Here is a 23,791-nt window from a genome sequence, read left to right on the forward strand (position 1 = left end):
CTCACCAAAACAAACCCGACTCCTTCCCTCGTTACGACGCGCTGTCGGGCGCCTCGCTCGAGGCGGCGCTCGAGGGCTCGACCGCGTCCTCGGCCTCGTCGATCGCGCCGATGGCCTCGAGCGCGCGTCGACACTCGGCGGTGACCCGATAGCCGCGCTCGCCGGCGACCTTCGTCTCGGCGAGCAGTCCCACGGACGTCAGCACCGTCAGCCGGCCGTGGAGGTCGCTCTCGCAGAAGGCGTCGGCGTCGAGGATCGTTTTGACCCCCAGGGGCCCCCGCTCGGCGAGTTCGATCAGGAGTCCGAGGGTCGCCTCGTCGTGGACCGTCGTCAGCAGCGTCCGCACCGGCCCGGAAACGGTCCGGGCGGCCGTCTCGAGGGGCGACTCATCGACATCCTCGAGGCGGTCGTTCTGGACGTAACACTCGTTGCCGTTCTGTGGATCGCGCACCAGGCTCGCGTGTTCGGATCGCTTGAGAAGCAGGTATCGTTTGCCGGTGTCGTCTTGGACGGATTTCATGATCGATCGGTATCGCCCGGTGGCTGGTGTTGGGAGAGCCCGCCTCAAGTAGTTTCGGCTATGTGCACGGATGACAATAGAGCGTTAGGTATCGTCGTTCGTTTCGGGAGCCGTCGCGACGCCGGCGTCGCTCGAGGTGTCGGGCCCCGGTTCGTCGTCGTTGGCGTCGATGTATCGTTGATAGTGGCGATACCGGCGCACGGTAAAGACGGTACAGGCGAGTCCGATCACGAAGAGTATGCCGGCGGTTCTCGTCGCGCCCTCGAAGACGAGAAACAGCGCGGCAAGCGCGTACGTGAGCACCGCCCCGTTGACGAAGAGCACCATTGCCCAGAAGGTTTCGCGTAGCTCCGTCGGGACGTCGGCCTCGTCGGTCGAAACCTCCGGTTCAGCGGGCTCGACGGACTCCTCGGACTCGAAATCTTCACGAATATCCGACCAGAACCCGCCGCCCGCGTCCTCGGACGACACCTGAGGAATCGTGAAGGAATCGCTCTCGGGATCGCGAAACTCCTCTTCCGGATCGTACTCGTCGCGTTCGTCGTCGGGCCGGTCGGATCCCACACGTCAACGGTGGAGCAGCCAGCAAAAAAGGGTTCGCGTTCGGAGCGATCGGTCGGGCGGCGCGGGCGGGAGCGGAGTCCGTCAGGCCAGTTCGGACAGCGTGAGGGTTCGAGAAGTCTCCACCCACGCGAGCGGGTTCTCGGCGTCGTAGAAGACGACACCGTCGTCCGTCTCGTAGGACTCGATCGTCGCGGTGCCCTCGGGCTGGCTACGCGGCTCGCTTCGATCCGTCGTGTCGTCTGCGTTGGTGGACACTTCGATCACCTGACTTCATGGTAAGTGTTACCACATTATATGTCTTGTTGCTCTTGCAAAACTGCGAGACGCGCTCGGGGAGACGACGGTCGACCGAAGTGTGGGGGTTTTTATCCGGCGACTGCCAACCCCGACACCATGACTGAGGCGGGCCAATCCGGACTCGCGGACTTCGGCGGCGAGTCCGACGACGCGGACGAGCGGCCGGAGGAAGAGGCGGTTGCCGTCGCCGGCAACGGCGGCTCGAGCGCCGCCGAGGTAATCGACGTAATCGAGGAGACCCTGCCCGAACCGCAGGGCGAACTCGAGCTCGCGGTGATGCAGGTCGATTACACCATTGCGGGCTACGGCGACGAGGAGCGGCCGATCATGCACGTCTTCGGACGCACGCCCGACGGCGAGCTGGAGCACGTACAGATCGTCGGCTTCCAGCCGTACTTTTACGCGCCGACGGACAGCCTCGAGCAACCGCCCGAGGAGCAGTACGACCGGCTGACGGGCAGTCGAGAGGTCGGCGAGGACGGCGAGCCCTACGAGAGTATCCGAGGGGAGAAACTCACCAAGATCTTCGGCCAGACGCCACGGGACGTCGGGCAGATCCGTGACGACTTCGAACACTACGAGGCCGACATCCTCTTTCCCAACCGGTTCCTGATCGACAAGGACATCCGTAGCGGGATGCGGGTCCCCGAACGCCGCGCCGACGACGACTCGCTCGTGGTTCCCCACGACGAGGTCGAGGCCGTCGACGTCGACGCCGAGCCGCGCGTCAACACGTTCGACATCGAGGTCGACGACCGCTCGGGCTTCCCCGAGGACGGCGAGGAGCCGATCGTCTGTCTCACCAGCCACGACTCCTACCGCGACGAGTACATCATGTGGCTCTACGAGGCCCCGATCGGCGACGGCCCGATCCCCGAGGAAATCGAGAACTACGATCCGATCGAGGGCGAGATCGACCACGAGGTCCGCGCCTTCGAGGACGAGGAAGCGATGCTCGAGACCTTCATTGACTACATCGAGGAGACCGATCCCGACGCCCTCACGGGCTGGAACTTTGAGGACTTCGACGCGCCGTACTTCCTCGACCGCCTCGAAGAGGTCGACGGCCCCCACCACGACTACGACCTCTCGATCGATCGCCTCTCGCGGGTCGACGAGGTCTGGCGCAGCAACTGGGGCGGCCCCGACATCAAGGGCCGGGTCGTCTTCGACCTGCTCTACGGCTACCAGCGGATGGTCTTCTCCGAGCTGGATTCGTACCGCCTCGACGCGGTCGGCGAGGCCGAACTCGGCGTGGGGAAGGAACGGTACGCCGGCGACATCGGCGACCTCTGGGAGGACGACCCCACGAAACTGCTCGAGTACAACCTCCGGGACGTCGAACTCTGTGTCGAACTCGACCGCCAGCAGGAGATCATCCCCTTCTGGGACGAGGTACGTTCCTTTGTCGGCTGTAAGTTAGAGGACGCACCGACGCCCGGCGACGCGGTCGACATGTACGTCCTCCACGAGGCCTACGGCCGCTTCGCCCTCCCCTCGAAGGGCCAGCAGGAGGCCGGCGAGGAGTACGAGGGCGGCGCCGTCTTCGAGCCGATCACAGGCGTCAAGGAGAACGTCACCGTGCTCGACCTGAAGTCGCTGTACCCGATGTGCATGACGACGATCAACGCCTCGCCGGAGACGAAGGTCGACCCCGAGGAGTACGACGGCGAGACCTACGTCGCGCCGATCGGCGACGACGAGATTCACTTCCGGAAGGAACCCGACGGCGTCATGCGCGAGATGATCACGGAACTGCTCGCCGAGCGCGAGGAGAAGAAGTCGCTGCGAAACGAGTACGAGCCGGGGAGCCTCGAGTACGAGCAGTACGACCGCCAGCAGGGTGCGGTGAAGGTCATCATGAACTCGCTGTACGGCGTCTCCGGTTGGGAGCAGTTCCGGCTCTACGACAAGGAGGCGGCGTCTGCGATCACCGCGACCGGTCGCGAGGTGATCGAGTTCACGGAGACCGCGGCGAACGAACTCGACTTCCAGGTCACCTACGGCGACACCGACAGCGTCATGCTCGAGTTGGGCCCCGACGTCTCGACGGAGGAGGCCATCGAGCAATCGTTCGAGATCGAGGAGCACATCAACGGACGCTACGACGACTTCGCGCGCGAAGATTTGAACGCGGAGGCCCACCGCTTCCAGATCGAGTTCGAGAAGCTCTACCGGCGGTTCTTCCAGGCGGGCAAGAAGAAACGCTACGCCGGCCACATCGTCTGGAAGGAGGGCAAGGACGTCAACGACATCGACATCGTCGGCTTCGAGTACCAGCGCTCGGACATCGCCCCGATTACCAAGGAAGTCCAACACCGGGTCATCGAGATGATCGTCCGCGAGGGCGACGTCGAAGGGGCGAAGGAGTACGTCAACGGGATCATCGAGGACGTCCGCACGGGCGACATCTCTCTCGAGGAGATCGCCATCCCGGGCGGGATCGGCAAGCGCCTCGACAACTACGACACCGACACCGCGCAGGTCCGCGGGGCGAAGTACGCGAACCTGCTGTTGGGTACTAACTTCCAGCGCGGGAGCAAGCCCAAGCGCCTCTACCTCGACCGCGTCGATCCCGCCTTCTTCCGCCGGATGGAGAGCGACGAGGGATTCGACCCCCAGCGCGATCCCCTCTACGGCGCCTTCAAGCGCGACCCCGACGTGATCTGCTTCGAGTACGAGGATCAGATCCCGCCGGAGTTCGAAGTCGGCTACGACAAGATGCTCGAGAAGACCCTGAAGGGGCCGATCTCACGGATCCTCGAGGCGCTGGACGTCTCGTGGAACGAAGTGAAAAGCGGTCAGGAGCAGCAAGGTCTCGATCAATACTGGTAGCTCTGGCCGACAAAGAGCCTCGTCTCTTCTCTATAGTACAATTGAAACGATTTACACACCGATCGCACAGCCGTCGTGCGGTCGGGTGTGCATTGACTTTCATACTATAGTAGGCGTGTTTTGCTGTTCACAGTTTGCACTTTGTAAGGGGGATAGATAGACATCGATCCAACTATTAATCTGTTTTGACAAGTGTCCATATGAGAAAATTAGCCGGATAAGTGAGTGGAACTAAGAATGCCTGAAAAAGTCACTATTCCGACCGAAACGCTCCGTCACTGGTACCACAACGAGGAAATGACGCTCTCGGAGATCGCTGACGAGGTCGGTTGTTCGATGACGACCGTTTATAATCGAATGGAAGAACACGGTATCGACCGTCGGACGGCGAACCAGGATGTCGAAACACATGAAGTCCACTGTGAATACTGTGGGACTCAGAAGGAGATACCACCCTGTCAGTACGAACAGTCGGAACGCTTCTTCTGCGATAACCAATGCCAGGGTGAATTCTTGAAAGAGACCGGACGCGTTAGTGGAGAAAATAGTCCATGGTGGAAGGGGAAGGAGTCAGTAGAGTGCTCGAATTGTGGTACGACGAAGGCCGTGTATCCGAGTCGTCTGGAAACGAAGTCAAAACATTTCTGCGATATCAGTTGTTACGCAGAGTGGCAATCTCAGAACCGCCGCGGCGAGAACCATCATCAGTGGGACCCCGACTCCCAAACGCAGTTTTACACTGGTAATTGGAAGAATGTTCGTCGGCGCGTGCGAGAACGAGACAACAATACGTGCCAATTGTGCGGAGTTGATTCGGATGTGATCGGCCGAAACCCAGATGTTCATCATATCTGCCCTATTCGTACCTTCGATGATCCGTCCAATGCCCATACAATGGATAATTTGATACAACTCTGTCGTCTTTGCCATACATTCATGGAGCGTCTGCCGGAAAGTCAGCAGAGAGCGCTCTTAGAGGGAGATGTTCCGATACTTGGGGGAGATATCGGAAGACGAATACGCGGAGTGAATTGATGAAGTTTTCCGTTACGCCATCACAGTTCCCGATAGAGTAACTTATTTTTGCGTTGTGGAACAGTATCCAAATGGATACGAAACCGTTATCAGTCATACGCCCCACTCTTCGGACGAGCGAATACTATGGCACGTCTCGAACTATCCAACCTGCACGCGGAAGTGGCGGAGGGCGACGAGAAAATTCTCGAGGGCGTCGATCTCGAAGTCGAGTCCGGCGAGATTCACGCCCTGATGGGGCCCAACGGCTCCGGGAAGTCGACGACCGCGAAGGTCATTGCCGGTCACCCCGCCTACGAGGTCACTGAGGGCGAGGTTCTGCTCCACCTCGAGGACGAGGAGTTCGGTGAGGACATCGAGATCGACGAGGACCAGCGCACCTGGAACCTGCTGGACTTAGAGCCCAACGAGCGCGCCGCGCTCGGCATCTTCCTCGGCTTCCAGTATCCGGCCGAGATCGAGGGCGTCACGATGACGAACTTCCTCCGCACGGCGCTGAACGCCAAGATCGAGGAGCGCGAGGAGCTCTTCGAGGAAGAGGAAGGCGAAGACGTCGAAGAAGAGGATGAAGGCTTCGAGTCCTCGCCGATGGAAGGCCCCGCGGACGAGGGCGAGGTCGGCGTCGCCGAGTTCCAGCAGATCCTCCAGGAGAAGATGGAGCAACTGGACATGGATGAGAAGTTCGCCCAGCGCTACCTCAACGCCGGCTTCTCCGGCGGGGAGAAAAAGCAGAACGAAGTGCTGCAGGCCGCCATCCTCGAGCCCTCGGTCGCCGTCCTCGACGAGATTGACTCCGGGCTCGACATCGACCGACTACAGGACGTCTCGGAGGGCATCAACGCCCTGCGCGACGAGCAGGGTACTGGTATCCTCCAGATCACCCACTACCAGCGCATCCTCGACTACGTCGAGCCCGATCACGTCCACGTGATGCTCGACGGCCAGATCGCCAAGAGCGGCGGTCCCGAGCTCGCCGAGAAGCTCGAGGACAAGGGGTACGACTGGGTCCGCGAAGACGTCTACGGCACCGCGTAACCGGATTCGACTAGAACAACCGTAATAACGCTACAGCCGTAACCATAAACCACATCAACCAATGAGTTCCGATCAAGACCACCTAAAAGAGACAGACACTGAGGCCCGGTTCGAGTTCAAGAAAGAGGAGAACTCCGCGGTCAAATCCGACAAAGGCCTGACCGAGGAGGTCATCCGCATGATCTCCGAAGACAAGGACGAGCCCGACTGGATGCTCGAGCGACGCCTCCGCGCGCTCGAGCAGTACCAAAACATGCCGATGCCGTCGGACTGGCCCGGCATGCCGGACCTCTCCGAACTGGATGTCGAGGAGATCATCCCCTACATCCGCCCAGACGTCGACAAGCGCGAAGGCGTTGACGACTGGACGGAGCTGCCCGACGAGATCAAGGACACGTTCGACAAACTGGGCATTCCGGAAGCCGAGAAGAACGCCCTCTCGGGCGTCGGCGCCCAGTACGAGTCCGAAGTCGTCTACCAGAACATGCAGGAGCAGTGGGAGGAGAAAGGCGTCATCTTCTGTAACATGGATGAGGCCGTCCGGGAGCACCCCGAGCTCGTCAAAGAGCACTTCATGACGACCTGCGTGCCGCCGAGCGACAACAAGTTCGCCGCGCTGCACGGGGCCGTCTGGTCCGGCGGGTCGTTCGTCTACGTTCCAGAAGACGTCACCGTCGAGATGCCCGTTCAGGCCTACTTCCGCATGAACTCGGAAGGGATGGGGCAGTTCGAGCACACGCTCATCATCGCCGAGGAAGGCTCCGAGGTCCACTACATCGAGGGCTGTTCCGCGCCCAAATACGGGACCCACAACCTCCACTCCGGCGGCGTCGAGGTCTTCGTGGGCGAGGACGCTCACGTTCAGTACTCGACCGTGCAGAACTGGTCGAAGAACACCTTCAACCTGAACACCAAGCGTGCCATCTGCGAGGAGAACGGCACGATGGAGTGGGTTTCGGGCAGCATGGGCTCGAAAGTGACCATGCTCTACCCGTGTACCATCCTCAAGGGTCGCGGCTCGACCGACACCCATATCACCATCGCCCTAGCGGGCGAGGGCCAGGACATCGACACCGGCGCGAAGGTCTACCACAACGCGCCCGACACGAGCTCGACCATCGAGTCCAAGTCGATCTCCAAGGACGGCGGCCGCACCAACTACCGCGGCCTCGTCCACATCGCCGACGGTGCCGAGAACGCCTCGACCGCCGTCGAGTGTGACGCCCTGATGTTCGACAACGAGTCGACCTCGGACACCATGCCGTACATGGAGATCGAGGAGTCGAAGGTCGACGTCGCTCACGAGGCGACCGTCGGCAAGATCGGTGATGAAGATATCTTCTACCTCCAGTCGCGCGGACTGGACGACGACGACGCCAAGAAGATGATCGTCGCCGGCTTCATCGAGCCGATCACGGAGGAACTGCCGATCGAATATGCGGTCGAACTCAACCGCCTCATCGAACTCGAGATGGAGGGTAGCCTCGGATAATATGAGCGCAGGAACACAGGTACACGCCAATCTAACGGAAGAACAGGTGCGCGAAATCAGCGGCGACCTCGACGAGCCCGAGTGGCTCCTCGAGACCCGTCTCGAGGCCCTCGAGGCGCTCGAAGAGCTCGACATGCCGGACGTCATTCGGACGCCGGGTCGGGACTGGACGAATCTCTACGAACTCGACTTCGAGTCGCTGGTGGATCCGCTGAACGCGGCCGAGGACAAGGATCAAGTTGGTCCCGAGGAAGCCGACGTGCTCTCGTGGACTGATGCCGTCGATGAGCACGAAGAGCTCCTCAAGGAGCACTTCGGTAGCATCGTCGATCCCCAGGAGAACTACCTAACGGCGCTCTCGACGGCGCTGTTTAGCACCGGGACGGTCATCTACGTCCCCGAAGGCGTCGACGCCGAGGACGTGACCATCCGGACCGAGCAGAACTCCCGCTCGCTGTTCAACTACACGCTCGTCGTCACCGAGGAGTCGTCCTCGGTCACGATCTTAGAGCGACAGTCGACCGGCGAGGAAGCCGAGGAGCAGTACTACAGCGGCGTCGTCGAAGTCGCCGCCGGCGAGAACAGCTACGTCCAGTACGGCAGCCTTCAAAATCTCTCGGAGGAGGCCTACAACTTCACCGTCAAGCGCGGCGTCGCCGACACCTACGCCACGATCGATTGGATCGAGGGCAACCTCGGAACGCAGCTAACCAAAACCGAGGTCTCGACGACGCTCAGCGGCGACTCCTCGGAGACCCAGATCGTCGGTGCCTTCTACGGTCACAACGACCAGCACTTCGATCTCGACGCGAAGGTCTGGCACCGCGCCGAGCACACGACCGCCGACCTCGTCACCCGCGGCGTCACCGACGACGTCGCCCGCTCGGTCTACGAGGGCGTCCAGGACGTCGGCGCCGACGCGTGGGACACCAGCTCCTACCAGCGCGAGAACACGCTCATGCTCAGCGACGAGAGCGAGGCCGACGCCTCCCCGAAGCTGATCATCAACAACCACGACACCGAGGCCAGCCACTCCGCAACGGTCGGCCAGATCGACCAGGAGGACCTGTTCTACATGACCTCCCGCGGTGTCGACCCCCGCGCGGCCCGCAACATGCTCGTTGAGGGCTTCTTCGTGCCCGTCCTCGAGGAAATCGACGTCGACGAACTCCGCGACGATCTCGAGGAACTGATCGGCGCGCGTCTTCGCCAGCGCGACTAACCGTCGGGCGATAGCGCGGCTTTTGCGTTCTTTCGCTTCTCTTTCGCACTCCGAGCCGTCTCCGTGTTCCGTCGACTGCGACCGTCTTCGAGGTGTCTGACGACCACTTTTATATGATGATCGGCTATCCGGAGACGATGCAGGCCCTCTCCGTCGAACTCGAGGATGAGACCGTCGACGCGCTCGAGGCCGAGCGAGAACTGTTCGGCTTCGAGAGTCGACAGGCGTACGTCCGGTGGATCATCGAACACCGCGGCTCGATCGAGGCCGGAGCGGGGCCTGACCGCGGTCGGAAACGGGACCGGCTGCTGGCGGATCACCGCGAGCGCATCGCCCGCCTCGAGGAGCAGGTGGCGACGCTCTCACAGGCGGTCGAGAGCGACCGCGCGGACGGTGAGCCGCGAGCGGCCGACGACTCAGCCACCGAGACTGCTGACGAGAGCGCCGAACGGGCACCCGACGGGGACGAGACCGAGTCGGCCGACCACGACCGACACCCCGACGGAACGCCGGTGAACCGCGAGCCGGTGCTCGAAGTCCACGGTTCGCCCCGAACGGTTCGACGGAGTCCCGACTCGAGGGTTCGATCGGACAGCGGCTCGAAATCGACGGGGGAACGCGAAGATGGAGCCTCGAGCGTGTCGAACGAGTCGGCGGGTTCGTCGGCTCGAGCGGAGTCGGCGGGCGGTGAAAGGGACCCAAATTCAACCGCGAACGAGCCGACCGAAGCCGAGTCGAACGGAGAGCAGCCCTCCGGCCTGTCGCCGGAGCGCGTCGCGCGCATTCGAGAGGACCCCGTCCACGAGGACGCCGGCGTGCTCGGCTCCGTCGAGACCGAGCGACTCGACGAACTCTCCCGGCGCGCGGTCGCGACCACGCGAAAGCGCCTGAACCGGGACGTCCAGACCGGGCTCGAATACACGTCTTCGACCCGGTTGGCCGGCGACGGCGTCCGGCCAGGGGAGGACATCACCGATCTCGACGAACTGTCGATTCCGGGCCGCTCGGCCGAAACGATCGAAAAGCGCCGCCACGCCGTCGGGCGGGCGCTGGCCTACCTGCGGGACGAGGGCCAGGCGCGTCGCTCCGATTTCGTCGACGCGCTCTACGAGGAGTGTCCGGCGGGGTACGACACCAGTGACGGCTGGTGGCGCTGTATCAAGGAGGGTCTCAAACAGGTCGATGCCGTCGACGGCGGTGAGGGGACGCGCGTCTGGCGGTATCGCGGGTAAGCCGATCGCGGGATGGGGAGCGGGCGACGGTTATCGGGACCGTGGTGATCCGTCGTCGGACTCTCGAGCGGGCCGACTTGCCGGCGTCGCGACTGCGTTTTCGATGCCGGCGGCGACGCCGTCGGCGATAACCTTGTACAGCATTCCGAGGAGTCCCGCGACCGTGCTTCCGGCGCCCAAGAGGAAAATGAACCCGCCGATAACGAACGATCCGTCCGACTGGCCTCCGGTGAGAAAACCGGCGCCGAGAGCCGAAACGAGGAGTCCGAATCCGAGGACAGCGACGAGATAGCCGAGCAGCGAAAATCCGTATGCGACTCCCACAAACGCACTGACACGTTCCATGCGTCTCGGTTCCGAAAACAACAGTAAATAACCCGTGGGTATTCGATTCGCGCTCGCCGTTCGGACCCGTGTCACCGCCTGACCGAACCGATCGAGTAGGGACGGTTAAGTATCAGCGGCCCGGACGACCTGATATGAGTCTGGGACAGCGCGTCTCGAGCGATCACCAGCTAGCCCGATTGCTGCAGATCGGGGTCGTTCTGGAGGAGGTCGTCGAGTCACGCGCCGCCCACCACCTCGACTCGCTGCCCCCCGAAGAGCGAGCGGCGATCGACGAGGAGGTGCGGGAGTTGCTCGAGGAGGCCGCCGACGAGTCGGCCGACCACCGCGAGCGGCTCGAGGCGCTGATCGACGATCTCGAGGCGGACACCGTCGCGTACGAGGAAATCAACGCGTTGGTCGACGCCCAGTATGGACCCCCAGAGGACACCGACGGCGTCCTCTACGACCAACTGGCGAACGAGGAAACGGCCTACAAGTTCTACGACGACCTTATCAATGCAATCGAGGCATCCGACAGCGAGTTCGCTATCGAACGCGAGCGCCTCCTCGAGACCCTCTACGAGATCCGCGAGGAGGAAAAGGACGGCGTCGAAGAAGTGACCGAGATCATGGAGCACAGAGCATGATCGAGACGGCGGCAGTACGGTCCCCCGCAGATCGAACGCCGTCACCGCGCATCGAGTCCCGGACGCGGGGACGCCGGCGAGGAATCGACGCGACACCGAGCGGCACTAACGGAGGGATGCAATGAACACTGCAGACCAATATCTCAAGGCGATCTATCTGGCTCAACGCATCGAGGACGGCCCCGCATCGACCGGCACGCTCGCGGACTTGCTCGAGGTCAGTCCGGCCAGCGTCAACGAGATGATCGGCAAACTCGAGGACCGGGGACTCGTCGACCACGAGAAGTACAAGGGGGCGAGTCTGACCGACGAGGGACTCGGGCGCGCCCACGACGCCCTCCAGACCTACTGTATCATCGAACGGTTCCTCGCGAACGTCCTCGAGGTCGAGGAGTACCAGGACGAGGCCCGCGCTCTGGAGAGCGTCATCGACGATACCGTCGCGGAGCGCCTCGACACGATCATCGACCGGCCGGGCGAGTGCCCCGACTGTTTCGACCCCGAACGGGACGCCTGCGAGCGACTCGAGGTCGGTGACGGCTGCGCGGACTGACGCGGGGCGACCGGTTTTCGTAGACGGAATTTGGATGGCGACTGCATGACGCGACCCTTACTGTGGATCGCCGAACCGAACGTACCGACGTCCGACCAGCGCTGCGAGGGCGAGCGCGGCGACGACGGCGAGGGCGACGCCGACGGTGATCGGCGACGAGACGTCGTCACCCTGCCAGTCGGCCTCGAATACGTCGGCGTAGTAGCTCGCGATTTCCTCGCCGTGGAGCGCCAGTACGACCTCACGGTTGTTCTGGAGGGAGTTTTCGTTCCAGTTGGCGCTGCCGACGACCGCCACCTCGCGGTCGATTACGACCCCCTTGGCGTGGATTTTCTCGAATGCGTCCGTCTCCTCGACCAGTTCGACCTCGAGCGGCAGCGACTCGTCGTCGGCGATCCGTTCTAAGTCCTGCGCCAGCGCCGCGTTCTCGTCAGCGTTGTACTCCGCCGATCCGAGCAGGATACGGACGTCGACGCCGCGGCGGGCAGCCTCGAGGGTCGACTTGAGCAACGACACGTCGTCGGCGATAGACGGCTGCAGGACGAGGATCTCGTCGTCGGCGCTCTCGAGTAACGAGTTGAGACGGCGTTCGGCGTTGTCCGGTGCGAGCAGGAGTTCGGCGGACTCGACGGGGACCGTCGACGGGCCGTGGGCCGTCGGGAACTCGGGATCGGGCGAAGAAAAGACGGGGCCGTCGTCCACGAACGAAGCGTTCCTGCGATAGGCCGCACCCGAGGTCGTATCGCGACCCTCGAAGTCCGCGTCGAAGACGGTCGCGAGATCGGCCGCGAGGGACTCGGACTCGAGGCGCACGCCCCAGCCGCGGCTGCTCTGGCCGCCGACGCCCGACGGCTTCCAGTTCTCGGTCGTGACCAGCACGCGGTCGTCGACCACCGCGTATTTGGGGTGATGATAGCGGTACCGCGAGTCGGCGCCGCCGATAACGCGAACGTCGACCCCGCCGTCGACGAGCGTCTCGAGGACGCTCTCGGTCGCCGCGGGCGTGCCGCCGACGGGGCTCGACTCGAAGAGCACCGCGGCGTCGACCCCGCGGTCGGCCGCGGCGACGAGTTCATCGGCGACCGCCTCGGACGTGACCGTGTAGCCGGCCAGCAGCAGGCGGTCGTCGGCGCCGCGGAGCGTCTCGAGGGGAACCGCGGGTGAGTCGGGAAGGACGAACGCCGTCGCGTTCGCGACGTCGGCCGTCGAGACTGGGAGGCAGGTCGCATCGCGGGGATGCCAGTCGCCGGTTTCGGGGTTGCCGGCGGTCAGCTCGTCGGTCTCGCTGCCGTTGCGGTACCACCGTTCCGCCGTCGGCGCTCGATCGTACGCGACCGCGTCGACGGTCGTCGTCTCGTTCCGGAGCTCCAGGGTGTCCCCGTCGACGGCGAGTCGCAGCGCCCCCTCGAGTTCGACCACCGGGTACTCGGTCAGTCCGCCAGTGACGTTCGGCGCCGTGCTCGCGGCAACGCGGCCGGCGACGGTCTCGTTCGGGAGTTCAGCCGTGGTATGGCCGTCGGTGAGCGTCCAGTTCTCGAGTCGAGTGTCCGGGGGGACCTCGAGGACGAGATACTCGCCGACGTTGTCGCGAATCGTGGGATTCGGGTAGAGTTCGACGATCCGAGGCGCGGTACCGGTCGCGTTCATCGGTCGCTCGCCGGTGTCGGCGTCGGGGACCGACCCGTTGCCGTCGGTTAGCTCGTCCGACGAGGGCGCCGATTCCATCGCACCGATCGGACACGCGAGGCTGGTTCCGTCGCCGTTAGCGTCGGCTCGAGAGAGCGTTGCGTTGCCTCGAGACGCCACGTCGCTGGGAGTTCCGTCGCTCGTCGCGGTGTCGACGGCGACGAGTCCGACCCCGATCAACGTGCCGGCGGCGAGGCCGACGCTCACGAGCGCGACGAGGACTGCGCGTCGGTACTCCATCGGGCGCTCTGGCCGCGCGTTCGGATATAAAGGTCAGGTCGAAAACGGAGTGCGAGATTCAGAGGGGGGACGGAAATCGGGTCTATCCCGTTCGCGTCGCGTTTAGGCTGCGGGCTCGGTCGCGGCCTTCTCGGCTTCGGCCTGAACGAGATACGCGCGGTCGTCGCCGTAGTCGGCGACGATCTCGAGGGCCTCGGCGGTGCCGATCTGGTTTAACGCCCAGGCGGCGCTGGCGCGGACGCGGTCCTCTTCGTCGTCGGCCAGCACGTCCGCGAGCGGCTCGACGGCGCGGGTGTCGCCGATCAGGCCGAGCGCGCGTGCGGCCCAGCTGCGGACGTCCGGCTCGTCGGCGACCAGCTGCTGGGCGATCGGCTCGACGGCGTCTTCGGCGCCGATCTCGCCGAGCGCGCGGAACGCAGGCCGCTGGAGGTTAGGGTTCGAGTCGACGTAGTCGACCAGCGCCTCGACGACCTCGTCGTCGGCGATCCCGATCTTGCCCAGGATGCGCATCGCGGCCTGGTCACGGCGGCCCGCCTTCTGGATCATGGGTTCCATGGCCTCCTCGGGACCCATGCGTTCTAAGGCCTCGAGGCAGTGTTCCTCCATGTAATCGGAGTCGAAGGTCTCGTAGGCCAGCAGGATCATATCGACGTTGCCGCGCTTCTCGTGGACCTTCAGCGCGTGCCACTCCGGTGGGAAGTCCTTGACGTGGTCGAGCACGTCGTAGAACCCTTCGCGGCGCAGTTGCTCGCGGATCTCGAGGTCGGTCCACTCGGTCGCGTCGTCGATATCGGAGTCGAGGTCGTCCGTGGCCTCGAGCAGGCCGGCGATCGTCTCGGCGTCGTCGTCGGCGTCGAGTTCGGCGTCCTCGACGGCCTCGGCCGCGCGGTCGAGAGTCGCATCAAGCTGGTCGGGGACCGCCTCGCCCTCGTTGCTCAGCGTGACCGAGGTGCCGAGCAGTTCGTTCAGGTCGTCGAGGAAGTCGTCGACGGCCTCGATCAGTTCGGCGTTACCCTCTTCGGTCCAGCGGGTGCCCGTGATCGTCCCGCTGGCACTGTTGATCTCGCTGACGACGTCCTCGCCGTAGGGACCGCGCTGGTCCTCCAGATCTGACTCGAGATCAGAGACGTCGCTCTCGATGTCGTCGTAGCGCTCCTGGAGTTGCTCCTCGGGCGCGGGTTCGGCGTCCTCATCCTCGTCTTCGTCCTCCTCGGTTTCTGGCGGGTCGGGGATCTCGATCTCCTCGAACTCCTCGCGGAAGGACTCGATGTCAGCCTCGACGACGTCGAGATCGTCCTCGGTCTCGGCGGCTTCGAGCTCGCTCTCGAGGGCTTCGACGTCGTCCTCGAAGGCCGCGAGCGCCTCGCGGATCGCCTCGAGATCGACCGGTTCGGACTCCTCCTCGGCCGGTTCGTCCGCTCCGTCCTCGGCTGCCTCGTCATCGCTCATGGTACCACCCGGTCCCGTCTCTGGACCCGGAGATGACGCCGACGCGTGGCAGTGTACATACCCTACGGTCGTCCCAGCAGCGCCCTAAGCGTTTCCATGCGCGTCGGGCGCCGTCGACTGGGCCTCCTCGCGCCAGTAGAACCAGGGGCTCAACGTCATGTACGCGATACCCAGCGTCAACAGCGCGTAGGGGAACGTGCGACCGGCGAACTCGGGAATTAGGATCGCCAGTGCGTGGACGACCCCCATGATGGCCGCATCGCGGGCGAGCAGGTCGGGGTACTCGATGCGTGAGACCATCAGGTAACAGAACGCGCCCGTCACCGCGAGGACGAGCCACGGGTTGGTCGTGCCGGCGAGGATCGCCGCGCCGATGATCGTCGCCGCCAGCGTCGTCTGGATACCCTCGGTGTAGTTACCGCTGACGTCGAAGGCCGTGTACATGCCGAGGCGGGTAACGGCCATCGCGACGAATAGCGCGCAGGTCCCGGTCGCCAGGAGGAGTTCGCCCGTTACTGCGTCGAACCCGAGCTCGAGGCCGTCGGTGATGACGACGAAGGCGACGATCGCGGGGGCGACCGCGAAGGAGGCGACATCGGCCAGCGAGTCGAGGTAGGGACCGACGTCGGTGCCGCCGTAGCGGCGGGCGAGGATCCCGTCTAACCCGTCCGCGATCGCCGCCAACAGGATGAGGCGTGCGGCGAGCGCGATGTCGACGAAGGCGACGACGACGGCGACGAATCCCAGCGCGGCGTTAGCGATGGTCACCGCGTCCGCGACGCCCAGTCGCCCGACGAACCGGGGGAGCATACTCCCGGATTCGGCGTGGAGGTCCCTTACGTGTTTTCGTTTCGCCACCAGCCCTCGAGGTTTCGACGATCGAACCGGGGCGGTTATATTCGGATGCTCCAAAGCCACTGGTATGAATCGGCGCGTCTATCTCGCCGCCGTCGGATCCACCGTTTCGGCCGGATTGGCGGGCTGTTCGGCCGTCACCAGCCCCTTCGAGAACGACGGTCCCTGCGACGGCCAGAGCTGTACCATCGGGATGAACCGGAACGCCTTCCTCCCTGACGAGTACGAGGCCAGCGTCGGCGAAACCGTCGTTTGGAAGAACACCAGCGAAGCCATTCACACGGTGACGGCCCGCGAGGCGAGCCTTCCCGAGGGAGCCGACTACTTCGCGACCGGCGGCTTCGAGGACGAACAGACAGCGATCGACGCCTGGCACGAGTCCCAGGGTGGGAAACTCGAGACCCGCGAGACGTTCGAGCACACGTTCGAGGTGCCGGGAACCTACACCTACATCTGCGAACCCCACGTTACTGCTGGAATGACCGGCAAGATCATCGTCTCCGAGTGAGACGGTCCGACGGACGCGTTTTCTGCCATCGTTCTGGGGCCGCCCTCGAGCGCACGTCTCTCGAGAACCGATCCGGGTGTGGCCCATCGATCCGGATGTAGCCTGTCGGCGCTCGTCGATACGACCCTGTGAGAGGGATCGGTATCGAACCGATTGCTCCCGAGTAGAAATTATTTCGCTCCCGAGTATCTTTCTCCTTCGTATCTGATTTCATACGGTTCTCGGGAAGTCGGAGAATCTACCCCTCGCCGCCACTGCGGTCCGAAATCGGCGCTCGCCCACAGTGATTGGTGAAGACGTGACACACAGCGAGAAGAATCCTCCATGTTTATACATTGCGGCGATGGTGAGTTACGTATATGTCCGAAACCGGGGCGGAGACCCGTCCGCTGGTCCGAGAGCTTCCCGACCCGACGACAGCGTCGAACGTGCGGTACGACCCGTCGTTCGAGGACCTCCGCGACCTCGCGGCCGGCGACGAGACGATGACCGAGTTCGGATCGCCGTCGTACGTCAGCGAAACGCGATCCCGCAGCGCCGATCTGACGAAAAACGCCGTCGACGCCGCGTTCGACGAGCGCGACCACGAGCTCGTCGACGACGCGATCGCCCGCGCGGGCGACCGCGAGATGGTCTGCGTCGATCGGCTGATGGGACGCCATCCCGACGCGACTTTCTGTTGCCGACTGTTCATCCCCGCCGAGCACGCCCACATCGCGCTGGGCTGGCGGGACCTGTTCGAACCGTCGGACGGTCGAGAACCCGACCTCTATACGGTCATGGACCCCGACTACAACGAGACCGCAATCCGCGTCCTTCCCGACGAAGGCTTTACCGCCGTGCTGGGGACCGACTACATCGGCGAGGCAAAGAAGTCGTTCCTCCGGCTGTACATGTACTGGATCAAGGAACAGGGCGGCCTCGGTCTCCACGCGGGAAGCAAGCGCGTGCGCGTTCGTAACGAGGAGGGCGACCTCCAGACCGTCGGCCAGGTGTTCATGGGCCTGTCGGCGACCGGCAAGTCGACGCTCACCTCCCACGGCTGCTGGCTCGAGGACCCCGAAGACGCCACGATGCTCCAGGACGACGTCTGCGGCCTCCTGCCCGACGGCACCGTCGCCGGCAGCGAGGGCGAGGGGCTGTTCATCAAGACCATCGGCCTCGACGCCGAGGAACAGCCCGAACTCTACGAGGCCGCAACCCACGAGTCGGCCGTCTTCGAGAATGTCGCCGTCGACGACGACGGGACGGTCCACTTCGACGAGGATCGCTACACCTCGAACTCCAGGGCGGTCGTCCAGCGTGACCAACTCGAGAGTGCCGACGAGGAGATCGACTTAGAGCGGATGGATCAGGCCTTCTTTATCACCCGGAATCCGCTGATGCCGCCGGTCGCGAAGCTCACGGACGACCAGGCGGCCGTCGCCTTCATGCTCGGCGAATCGATCGAGACCAGCGCCGGCGATCCGTCCCGCGCGGGCGAGTCGATCCGCGTCGTCGGGACCAACCCCTTCATCATCGGGCCCGAGGGTGAGGAGGGCAACATCTTCCGGGACCTCATCGAGGTGCTGGACATCGAGTGTTACGTCATCAACACGGGTTATCTCGGCGAGAAGTCCGCGGACGTCGGCGTTGAGGAGTCCGTCACCATCCTCACCGAAACCGCCCGAGGGGCGATCGAGTGGACCGACGACGACCGCACCGGGCTGACGATCCCCGAGAGCGTGCCCGGATTCGACATCGGCGAGTACTACGTCCCCGACCACATCGAGAACTACGACGAGGCCGTCGCGGAGCTGCGAGCCGAACGTCGCGACTACCTCGAGCAGTTCGACGAACTCCGCGAGGAGATCAAAGACGCCGTCTACTGATCGGGACCGCCAACAGAGCGAGTCTCGCGTCAGTGTCGGTACTGCCGGTTTCAGTTCGGACCCTCGTTTTCGGAACTTCCGTTTCGTAACTGCGGGTACGCGGTCGTCTGCCTGCTACCCACAGGTGCGCGACCGCCAATGCTCTCTCTCTCGTCGGGTCCGAAACCACACGGGTCAAAACCCGCTCGAGACGGAGTCAACAGCCCGATCCTAACCGGAAGACTATTTACTCATAGCCGAGTATCTATTGCATGTATTGGCACGATCTCGTCTTTCTCGGCGGCAGTTTACTCACCGTCGTCGCGTTGCTCCCGACGCTGCGCGACCTCGACGCGCGAATCCCGCTGGCGACCAGCGTCCCCAAGTTCGCGCTCGCCGTGATCTACACCGGGACCTTCTACTCGCTTGGGATGACGTTCTCGGCGATCGGACTGCTGGGGACCGCGGTCATGTGGTCGCTCGTCGTTCGATACCGCTCTCCGACGGGGCGATACCTCCCGACCGGTCAGTCGGAGCCGCCGGTCGATGGTGCGACGGTGGCGGAACCGAGCCAGCGTCTCGGCACTGATGGCGACCGGCTCTAAGTCCCGCTCGGCGTTTCCCGCGACCCACGCCGATTGCTCGAACGCTGTTATCGGCCCGCTAATTTTAAATCCTCCAAAAATCGTGAACGAATCCGGGGCAGAAGTTGCCGCACACGGATAGTGTTATATGCGTTCAGTTCCCACGGTCGACAATGAGCTCGCAAGTACAACCGCCGACTGCCCGCGTCTGCGAACGGTGCGATCGAACCGAGCGATGGGACGACAACCTCGAGGCCTGGCAGATCGCCCGCGAAGACGGCGAAAAGCAGGTCGGAAATCCACACTGCATTCACGAGTGGGACATTAACGGAACGTTCAATCCCGTCTCCGGTAACGTGAACGCGGACTGACGAGGGCGTGGCCGCCCGGATCGACCTCTCTAGAGCCCTGCGGTCGTCCCGCGACATCGTCATGGGACTTTTCTCCGTCTCGAGCGTAGCCGGCGACACGAATGCCAACGGTCTACATCACGGTTCCGCCGTCCGAAGCGGATAGAATCGCCGAGACGCTTGTCGAGGACCGACTCGCGGCCTGCGTCAACCGACTGTCGACGACCTCCACCTACCGTTGGGAGGGCGAAATTCACCGCGACGACGAAGCTGTTCTGCTCGCAAAGACGACCGCCGACGCCTACGACGACCTAGTCGACCGCGTCGAAGCGATCCACCCGTACGACGTCCCCTGTATCGAACGCTTCGACGAGGCCCACGTCCTCAAGTCATTCGCCGAGTGGCGGACCGAAAGCGTCGAGTAACGGCCGGGCCGCGAGGCGTACGACACCGTATCACAGACCTCACTGCCCGAATTAGCAACCCTTAAAACTCGCGCACGGGTTGTGACGGGTATGGCTGGAACCATCGAAGTGCTCGTTCCGGGTGGCCAGGCCAACCCTGGCCCGCCGCTCGGTCCCGAGCTCGGACCGACCCCTGTCGACGTGCAGGCGGTCGTACAGGAGATCAACGACCAGACGGAAGCGTTCGACGGCACCGAAGTCCCCGTCACCGTCGACTACGAGGACGACGGCTCCTTCGAAATCGACGTCGGTGTCCCGCCGACGGCCGAACTGATCAAGGACGAAGCTGACTTCGAGACCGGCAGCGGCGAACCCCAGAAGGACTTCGTCGCGGATCTGTCGGTCGAACAGGTCAAACAGATCGCCGAGCAGAAACACCCCGACCTGCTCGCCTACGACGCGAAAAACGCCGCGAAGGAAGTCGTCGGCACCTGCGCCTCGATGGGCGTCACCATCGAGGGCAACGACGCTCGAGAGTTCAAGCAGCGAGTCGACGACGGCGAGTACGACGACGTGCTCGTCGACGAAGCGGCAGCGTAGTCGACGAGCGCCTGAAGTACGAGCGTCGCGAGTACTTCTTCGTTCTTGTGGGCGAAGCGGCAGCGTCGTCCACAAGAGCTCGGAACACGAGCACGGCGAGTGTTCCGTTGTACTTCTCGACGAAGCGGCAGCGTAGTCGACGAGCGTGTTATCGTTCTTGCAGTCGACGCGAACGTGTAGTTGCGAGTGCTCGGAACACGAGCAGAACGGACGTTCCGGTGTGTCCTCGTCGGCGAAGCGACGGCGTGTTCGACGAGTCCCCGAACCGGGAACGCACCGAGTATTCTTCGTTCGTCCCGACGACCGATAGCGTAGCCACGGTGGTCGAACGCACGCCGTTTACTCGGTGACTACGGCTGTTTTGCCGGTCCCTATCCGCTTCCGGACGCCGATTCACGGGACGTCGACGGTGGACGAGGGAGCCGTAGCTGTGCCCTATCCCGCGTTCGGGAGCGCGTACCATCCCATATTGTGATAATAACAAATGATTCATGGCTGTTGGAGCCTCGGTATGCGAGTGACCTATCTCGAGTCGGCAGCGATTCTCGTCGAAGACGAGCAGACGTCGATTCTCTGTGATCCCTGGCTGGTGGACGGCGCGTACTACGGCTCGTGGGCCCACTACCCCGAACCCGAGTTCGACCCGGAGGACTTCAACGACGTCGACTACATCTATATCTCGCACATCCATCCGGACCACTTCGACCCCGACACGCTCGAACGCATGGACAGGGACATTCCGGTGCTCATCCACGACTACCGGTGGGACTATCTCCACGACGCCGTCGCTGCGCTGGGGTTCGACGTGATCGAGCTGTCCCACGGCGAGCGCACGCCGCTCGAGGGCGACATGCACATCAACGTGCTCGCGGCCGACGGCTGCGATCCGGAGCGCTGCGGGAACTACTTTGGGTGTACGTGGTACGACGACGACGCGGAGGAACCGGGCTCGACGCAGGTCGACTCGATGGCGGTCATCGACAACGGGGAGCAGACGGTCGTCAACACCAACGACGTGCCGTTTTCGATCGCCGAGTCGGTCTGTCGAACCGTCACCGACGAGTACGGGACGATCGATCTCCTCTGTCACCAGTACAGCGCGGCGCAGTTCTACCCCCAGGCCGTCACCGACTACAGCCACGAGAAGAAGCTCCGCGAACGCGACCGCGTCATCCAGGAGAAACACGAGCGGGCGCTCGAGTTCATCGACATCTTCGAACCCCGTTTCTACATGCCATTCGCCGGCGAGTACGTGCTGACGGGCGACCTCGCCCACCTCAACGAATACACGGCGAATCCGCCCCGCGAGGAAGCGCTCGAGTTCTTCACCGACGCCGTCGACCCCGACGACCACGAATGCGTCTTCTTGAACTCCGGCGAACACATCGACCTCGAGACCGGCGAGCGATCCGCGCCGTTCGAGCCGGCGGATCCAGACGCGAAGCGCCGCTACATCGAGGAAGAGCTGGCGTCGCGATCGTTCGAGTACGAGGCCGACCCGATGCCGACGCTGTCGGAGCTCCAGGCGTACGTTCCCTACGCCTACGAGAGCTTAGAGGAAAAGCGCGAGCGAATCGGGTATAGCACCGAGACGACGGTCCTGATCTCGCTGGTCGACGACGTCTATCTCGAGCTCTCGATGAACGGCGGCGGCTACCGGTACGTGTCCGATCCCCGCCCCGTAGAGTACGACGGCTACGTGAAACTCGAGGCCGACGCGCGGCTCGTAAAGCGGCTGTTCGAAGGCCCTCACAGCGCCTACTGGGCGGACGCGAAGATCGGCTCGCACCTCGGGGTCCAGAAGGAGCCGGACATCTACGAACGCGGGTTGTTCCTCTGTCTCGGGTCGTTCCACACCCACGGCTACGACGTGCCCGTCGAGGCGGACGCGACGGCGAGTGCGAAAGCGACACAGGACTAGTCATGGCGTCTGGCGACGTTCAGGTGTGACGTCTCGTTGATCTCGTCCGTCGGTCGACCGCCGGGTTAGATCTTGTTCGCGGGGGGGACGGTGCGATCGTCGGGCCGGGACGTCCCACCGGTAGCCATAATCACGCGCACGCCCGCGCCGATTCCGAGGGCGCCGGCGAAACCCGCTACGACAACGGTCAGCGCAAGCGAGAAACCGGCGATGCCAGCGAGCAGACTACCGAGGAAGATACCGACCGAGAGGCGGTCGCGGCCGAGCCGCGCCGCGATCGACCGTCCGAACGCGACGAAACCGAGGGCGGTGAACGCGGGCACGATCGTCCCGCCGAGGACGATCATCGGAATCCCGAAGAACGGCCCCAGATCCGTACCGAGTATCAGGTGCCCCGTACTGCCGAGTCCGACGACGACGAACAGTCCCGGCAGGCCGACGCAGATCGAAATAACCGGGCTCCGGCGAGCCTTCGTTACCGTTCGCGGGGCGTACCCCTGAAGCAATCCGAGCACCACGGCCGCGAACACGAACGTCCCGGCGAACAGGAGCCCCGCCCGCTCGAGCGGGCTGATCGTTTCCAGCGTTTCGAAGCCGAGTCCGCCGATCGTCAGCGGCATAACCGACCCGATTCCCGTCGCCCCACTAACACTATATAAATCTGATGGCCACATACAGGAAATATACACTATCAGGTAATATAATATTTTCGCTCGCTGAACGTATTCCTGCGCTTCCCAGCGAGACGGACGTTCGCGTTTCCCGAGCGAACCAAAAAGCGCGCGGTTCGTCAGTTGATAGTTCGAACGGTACAGAGACGCACGCGTATCGAGGAAGTCAGCGCTGGCAGTTCGACGGGTTTAAGTTCGCCATGGCACTCCGTTCAAAGGAGACAGGCCTAGCCTGTTTCACTGACCCGTAGGAGCACTCCTGCGTACTACGGAGGTGAACGATGGCAGATTCGGATATTGAAACAGCAGTCGCTCGCGCACTCGAGGACGCCCCCGATCGGAACTTTACCGAGACGGTCGACCTCGCGATCAATCTGCGCGACCTCGACCTAAACGAACCGTCGAACCGAGTTGACGAGTCTATCGTCCTGCCGTCCGGAACCGGCCAGGATACGCGAATCGTCGTCATTGCCGAGGGAGAAACCGCCGTCCGCGCCGAAGAGGCAGCGGACGAGGTTCTCTCGGAAGACGACGTGGCCGATCTGGACGATGACGAGGCCAAGGACATGGCCGACGAGACGGACTTCTTCATCGCCGAAGAGGCGATGATGCAAGATATTGCCCGGCACCTGGGTACCATTCTCGGTCCCCGAGGGAAGATGCCGGACCCGCTCGCGCCCGACGACGACGTCGTCGAGACCGTCAACCGGCTCAAAAACACCGTGCAGCTTCGCTCCGGCGACCGACGAACGTTCCACACGCTCGTCGGCGCCGAGGACATGGATGCGGAGAACATCGCCGACAACATCGACGTCATCCTGCGTCGCCTGCACGCCGACCTCGAGAAGGGGCCCCAGAACATCGACGCCGTCTACGTGAAGACGACGATGGGGCCGTCTGTGGAGGTGGCCTAA

At 63.5% G+C, this 23,791-nt stretch carries 24 protein-coding genes; 16 read left to right on the plus strand and 8 right to left on the minus strand.

The genetic code is table 11. From position 1 onward, the window contains the following. Nucleotides 1-31: 31 nt before the first annotated feature. The 3 genes from EH209_RS13750 to EH209_RS13760 all read right to left on the minus strand — a co-directional run bounded on the left by EH209_RS13750 (nt 32) and on the right by EH209_RS13760 (nt 1,348). Entirely contained in the window at nt 32-520 is a 489-nt protein-coding gene (locus EH209_RS13750) for a DUF7346 family protein (protein WP_126663424.1), read from the minus strand. A gap of 84 nt (nt 521-604) precedes the next feature. Continuing rightward, entirely contained in the window at nt 605-1,084 is a 480-nt protein-coding gene (locus tag EH209_RS13755; protein WP_126663425.1) for a DUF7322 domain-containing protein, read from the minus strand. An 81-nt stretch (nt 1,085-1,165) separates the two neighbouring features. Continuing rightward, nucleotides 1,166-1,348 (minus strand): DUF7331 family protein, encoded by a 183-nt coding sequence (locus EH209_RS13760; RefSeq protein WP_174680335.1) that lies wholly within the window; start codon nt 1,346-1,348, stop codon nt 1,166-1,168. Nucleotides 1,349-1,477: 129 nt separating this feature from the next. Here EH209_RS13760 and EH209_RS13765 point away from each other — a divergent pair, with 129 nt between their 5' ends. From EH209_RS13765 to EH209_RS13790, 6 genes are all read left to right on the plus strand, one after another. Further along, the gene (locus EH209_RS13765; RefSeq protein ID WP_126663426.1) at nt 1,478-4,216 is read left to right on the plus strand and encodes a DNA-directed DNA polymerase; all 2,739 of its coding nucleotides are present in this window, start codon (nt 1,478-1,480) and stop codon (nt 4,214-4,216) included. A gap of 357 nt (nt 4,217-4,573) precedes the next feature. Next, nucleotides 4,574-5,251, plus strand: coding sequence for an HNH endonuclease (locus EH209_RS25115; protein ID WP_394343696.1), 678 nt, complete (start codon nt 4,574-4,576; stop codon nt 5,249-5,251). A gap of 126 nt (nt 5,252-5,377) precedes the next feature. Continuing rightward, nucleotides 5,378-6,286, plus strand: coding sequence for an ABC transporter ATP-binding protein (locus tag EH209_RS13775; protein ID WP_126663428.1), 909 nt, complete (start codon nt 5,378-5,380; stop codon nt 6,284-6,286). A gap of 61 nt (nt 6,287-6,347) precedes the next feature. Continuing rightward, nucleotides 6,348-7,778: a Fe-S cluster assembly protein SufB gene (sufB, locus tag EH209_RS13780; protein WP_126663429.1), complete on the plus strand. Its 1,431-nt coding sequence runs from the start codon at nt 6,348-6,350 to the stop codon at nt 7,776-7,778. Nucleotide 7,779: 1 nt separating this feature from the next. Beyond that, the gene (sufD, locus tag EH209_RS13785) at nt 7,780-9,000 is read left to right on the plus strand and encodes a Fe-S cluster assembly protein SufD (protein WP_126663430.1); all 1,221 of its coding nucleotides are present in this window, start codon (nt 7,780-7,782) and stop codon (nt 8,998-9,000) included. Between the two features lie 116 nt (nt 9,001-9,116). Beyond that, nucleotides 9,117-10,232, plus strand: coding sequence for a hypothetical protein (locus tag EH209_RS13790; protein WP_211338369.1), 1,116 nt, complete (start codon nt 9,117-9,119; stop codon nt 10,230-10,232). A 30-nt stretch (nt 10,233-10,262) separates the two neighbouring features. On the opposite strand, the gene EH209_RS13795 is transcribed toward EH209_RS13790, so the two are convergent. Further along, nucleotides 10,263-10,577 carry a hypothetical protein gene (locus tag EH209_RS13795; RefSeq protein WP_126663431.1) on the minus strand — a complete coding sequence of 105 codons (315 nt, stop codon included), beginning with the start codon at nt 10,575-10,577 and terminating at the stop codon, nt 10,263-10,265. Nucleotides 10,578-10,711: 134 nt separating this feature from the next. On the opposite strand from EH209_RS13795, the gene EH209_RS13800 reads away from it, so the two are divergent. Both EH209_RS13800 and EH209_RS13805 read left to right on the plus strand, forming a co-directional pair. Next, nucleotides 10,712-11,206, plus strand: a complete 495-nt coding sequence (locus tag EH209_RS13800; RefSeq protein ID WP_126663432.1) for a ferritin-like domain-containing protein — start codon at nt 10,712-10,714, stop codon at nt 11,204-11,206. A gap of 121 nt (nt 11,207-11,327) precedes the next feature. Further along, nucleotides 11,328-11,759, plus strand: coding sequence for a metal-dependent transcriptional regulator (locus EH209_RS13805; RefSeq protein ID WP_008896758.1), 432 nt, complete (start codon nt 11,328-11,330; stop codon nt 11,757-11,759). A gap of 57 nt (nt 11,760-11,816) precedes the next feature. Here the strand turns inward: EH209_RS13805 and EH209_RS13810 are convergent, their stop codons facing one another. From EH209_RS13810 to EH209_RS13820, 3 genes are all read right to left on the minus strand, one after another. Next, the gene (locus tag EH209_RS13810) at nt 11,817-13,685 is read right to left on the minus strand and encodes a phospholipase D-like domain-containing protein (RefSeq protein WP_126663433.1); all 1,869 of its coding nucleotides are present in this window, start codon (nt 13,683-13,685) and stop codon (nt 11,817-11,819) included. Between the two features lie 102 nt (nt 13,686-13,787). Further along, the gene (locus EH209_RS13815; RefSeq protein WP_126663434.1) at nt 13,788-15,134 is read right to left on the minus strand and encodes a HEAT repeat domain-containing protein; all 1,347 of its coding nucleotides are present in this window, start codon (nt 15,132-15,134) and stop codon (nt 13,788-13,790) included. Nucleotides 15,135-15,218: 84 nt separating this feature from the next. After that, nucleotides 15,219-15,944, minus strand: coding sequence for a protein sorting system archaetidylserine synthase (locus tag EH209_RS13820; protein WP_126663435.1), 726 nt, complete (start codon nt 15,942-15,944; stop codon nt 15,219-15,221). Nucleotides 15,945-16,056: 112 nt separating this feature from the next. Here EH209_RS13820 and EH209_RS13825 point away from each other — a divergent pair, with 112 nt between their 5' ends. The 7 genes from EH209_RS13825 (at nt 16,057) to EH209_RS13855 (ending at nt 22,206) form a co-directional block, all read left to right on the plus strand. Then, nucleotides 16,057-16,497, plus strand: a complete 441-nt coding sequence (locus tag EH209_RS13825) for a cupredoxin domain-containing protein (RefSeq protein ID WP_126663436.1) — start codon at nt 16,057-16,059, stop codon at nt 16,495-16,497. A gap of 359 nt (nt 16,498-16,856) precedes the next feature. Next, complete coding sequence (locus tag EH209_RS13830; protein WP_126663437.1) at nt 16,857-18,368, plus strand: phosphoenolpyruvate carboxykinase (ATP); 1,512 nt, start codon at nt 16,857-16,859, stop codon at nt 18,366-18,368. A 251-nt stretch (nt 18,369-18,619) separates the two neighbouring features. Further along, complete coding sequence (locus tag EH209_RS13835) at nt 18,620-18,952, plus strand: hypothetical protein (protein ID WP_126663438.1); 333 nt, start codon at nt 18,620-18,622, stop codon at nt 18,950-18,952. A gap of 152 nt (nt 18,953-19,104) precedes the next feature. Further along, nucleotides 19,105-19,302: an HEWD family protein gene (locus EH209_RS13840; protein ID WP_126663439.1), complete on the plus strand. Its 198-nt coding sequence runs from the start codon at nt 19,105-19,107 to the stop codon at nt 19,300-19,302. A gap of 101 nt (nt 19,303-19,403) precedes the next feature. Then, on the plus strand, nt 19,404-19,706 hold the full coding sequence (cutA, locus tag EH209_RS13845) for a divalent-cation tolerance protein CutA (protein WP_126663440.1): 303 nt from the start codon (nt 19,404-19,406) through the stop codon (nt 19,704-19,706). Between the two features lie 90 nt (nt 19,707-19,796). After that, nucleotides 19,797-20,285, plus strand: coding sequence for a 50S ribosomal protein L11 (locus EH209_RS13850; RefSeq protein ID WP_126663441.1), 489 nt, complete (start codon nt 19,797-19,799; stop codon nt 20,283-20,285). Between the two features lie 511 nt (nt 20,286-20,796). After that, entirely contained in the window at nt 20,797-22,206 is a 1,410-nt protein-coding gene (locus tag EH209_RS13855) for an MBL fold metallo-hydrolase (protein ID WP_126663442.1), read from the plus strand. Between the two features lie 65 nt (nt 22,207-22,271). On the opposite strand, the gene EH209_RS13860 is transcribed toward EH209_RS13855, so the two are convergent. Continuing rightward, on the minus strand, nt 22,272-22,880 hold the full coding sequence (locus tag EH209_RS13860) for a hypothetical protein (RefSeq protein ID WP_126663443.1): 609 nt from the start codon (nt 22,878-22,880) through the stop codon (nt 22,272-22,274). 278 nt (nt 22,881-23,158) lie between these two features. Between EH209_RS13860 and EH209_RS13865 the strand changes: the two genes are divergently transcribed. Further along, complete coding sequence (locus EH209_RS13865; RefSeq protein WP_008896770.1) at nt 23,159-23,791, plus strand: 50S ribosomal protein L1; 633 nt, start codon at nt 23,159-23,161, stop codon at nt 23,789-23,791.

It is taken from the genome of Haloterrigena salifodinae (genome assembly GCF_003977755.1).
In the GTDB taxonomy this organism is placed as follows: Archaea; Halobacteriota; Halobacteria; order Halobacteriales; family Natrialbaceae; genus Haloterrigena; species Haloterrigena salifodinae.

What these genes read in the sequence shown, in the direction of transcription:
- EH209_RS13750 (WP_126663424.1), bottom strand. Translation starts at nt 520, where the DNA reads ATGAAATCCGTCCAAGACGACACCGGCAAACGATACCTGCTTCTCAAG.
- EH209_RS13765 (WP_126663426.1), top strand. Translation starts at nt 1,478, where the DNA reads ATGACTGAGGCGGGCCAATCCGGACTCGCGGACTTCGGCGGCGAGTCC.
- EH209_RS25115 (WP_394343696.1), top strand. Translation starts at nt 4,574, where the DNA reads ATGGAAGAACACGGTATCGACCGTCGGACGGCGAACCAGGATGTCGAA.
- EH209_RS13775 (WP_126663428.1), top strand. Translation starts at nt 5,378, where the DNA reads ATGGCACGTCTCGAACTATCCAACCTGCACGCGGAAGTGGCGGAGGGC.
- sufB (WP_126663429.1), top strand. Translation starts at nt 6,348, where the DNA reads ATGAGTTCCGATCAAGACCACCTAAAAGAGACAGACACTGAGGCCCGG.
- sufD (WP_126663430.1), top strand. Translation starts at nt 7,780, where the DNA reads ATGAGCGCAGGAACACAGGTACACGCCAATCTAACGGAAGAACAGGTG.
- EH209_RS13790 (WP_211338369.1), top strand. Translation starts at nt 9,117, where the DNA reads ATGATCGGCTATCCGGAGACGATGCAGGCCCTCTCCGTCGAACTCGAG.
- EH209_RS13795 (WP_126663431.1), bottom strand. Translation starts at nt 10,577, where the DNA reads ATGGAACGTGTCAGTGCGTTTGTGGGAGTCGCATACGGATTTTCGCTG.
- EH209_RS13800 (WP_126663432.1), top strand. Translation starts at nt 10,712, where the DNA reads ATGAGTCTGGGACAGCGCGTCTCGAGCGATCACCAGCTAGCCCGATTG.
- EH209_RS13805 (WP_008896758.1), top strand. Translation starts at nt 11,328, where the DNA reads ATGAACACTGCAGACCAATATCTCAAGGCGATCTATCTGGCTCAACGC.
- EH209_RS13810 (WP_126663433.1), bottom strand. Translation starts at nt 13,685, where the DNA reads ATGGAGTACCGACGCGCAGTCCTCGTCGCGCTCGTGAGCGTCGGCCTC.
- EH209_RS13815 (WP_126663434.1), bottom strand. Translation starts at nt 15,134, where the DNA reads ATGAGCGATGACGAGGCAGCCGAGGACGGAGCGGACGAACCGGCCGAG.
- EH209_RS13820 (WP_126663435.1), bottom strand. Translation starts at nt 15,944, where the DNA reads ATGCTCCCCCGGTTCGTCGGGCGACTGGGCGTCGCGGACGCGGTGACC.
- EH209_RS13825 (WP_126663436.1), top strand. Translation starts at nt 16,057, where the DNA reads ATGAATCGGCGCGTCTATCTCGCCGCCGTCGGATCCACCGTTTCGGCC.
- EH209_RS13830 (WP_126663437.1), top strand. Translation starts at nt 16,857, where the DNA reads ATGTCCGAAACCGGGGCGGAGACCCGTCCGCTGGTCCGAGAGCTTCCC.
- EH209_RS13835 (WP_126663438.1), top strand. Translation starts at nt 18,620, where the DNA reads ATGTATTGGCACGATCTCGTCTTTCTCGGCGGCAGTTTACTCACCGTC.
- EH209_RS13840 (WP_126663439.1), top strand. Translation starts at nt 19,105, where the DNA reads ATGAGCTCGCAAGTACAACCGCCGACTGCCCGCGTCTGCGAACGGTGC.
- cutA (WP_126663440.1), top strand. Translation starts at nt 19,404, where the DNA reads ATGCCAACGGTCTACATCACGGTTCCGCCGTCCGAAGCGGATAGAATC.
- EH209_RS13850 (WP_126663441.1), top strand. Translation starts at nt 19,797, where the DNA reads ATGGCTGGAACCATCGAAGTGCTCGTTCCGGGTGGCCAGGCCAACCCT.
- EH209_RS13855 (WP_126663442.1), top strand. Translation starts at nt 20,797, where the DNA reads ATGCGAGTGACCTATCTCGAGTCGGCAGCGATTCTCGTCGAAGACGAG.
- EH209_RS13860 (WP_126663443.1), bottom strand. Translation starts at nt 22,880, where the DNA reads ATGTGGCCATCAGATTTATATAGTGTTAGTGGGGCGACGGGAATCGGG.
- EH209_RS13865 (WP_008896770.1), top strand. Translation starts at nt 23,159, where the DNA reads ATGGCAGATTCGGATATTGAAACAGCAGTCGCTCGCGCACTCGAGGAC.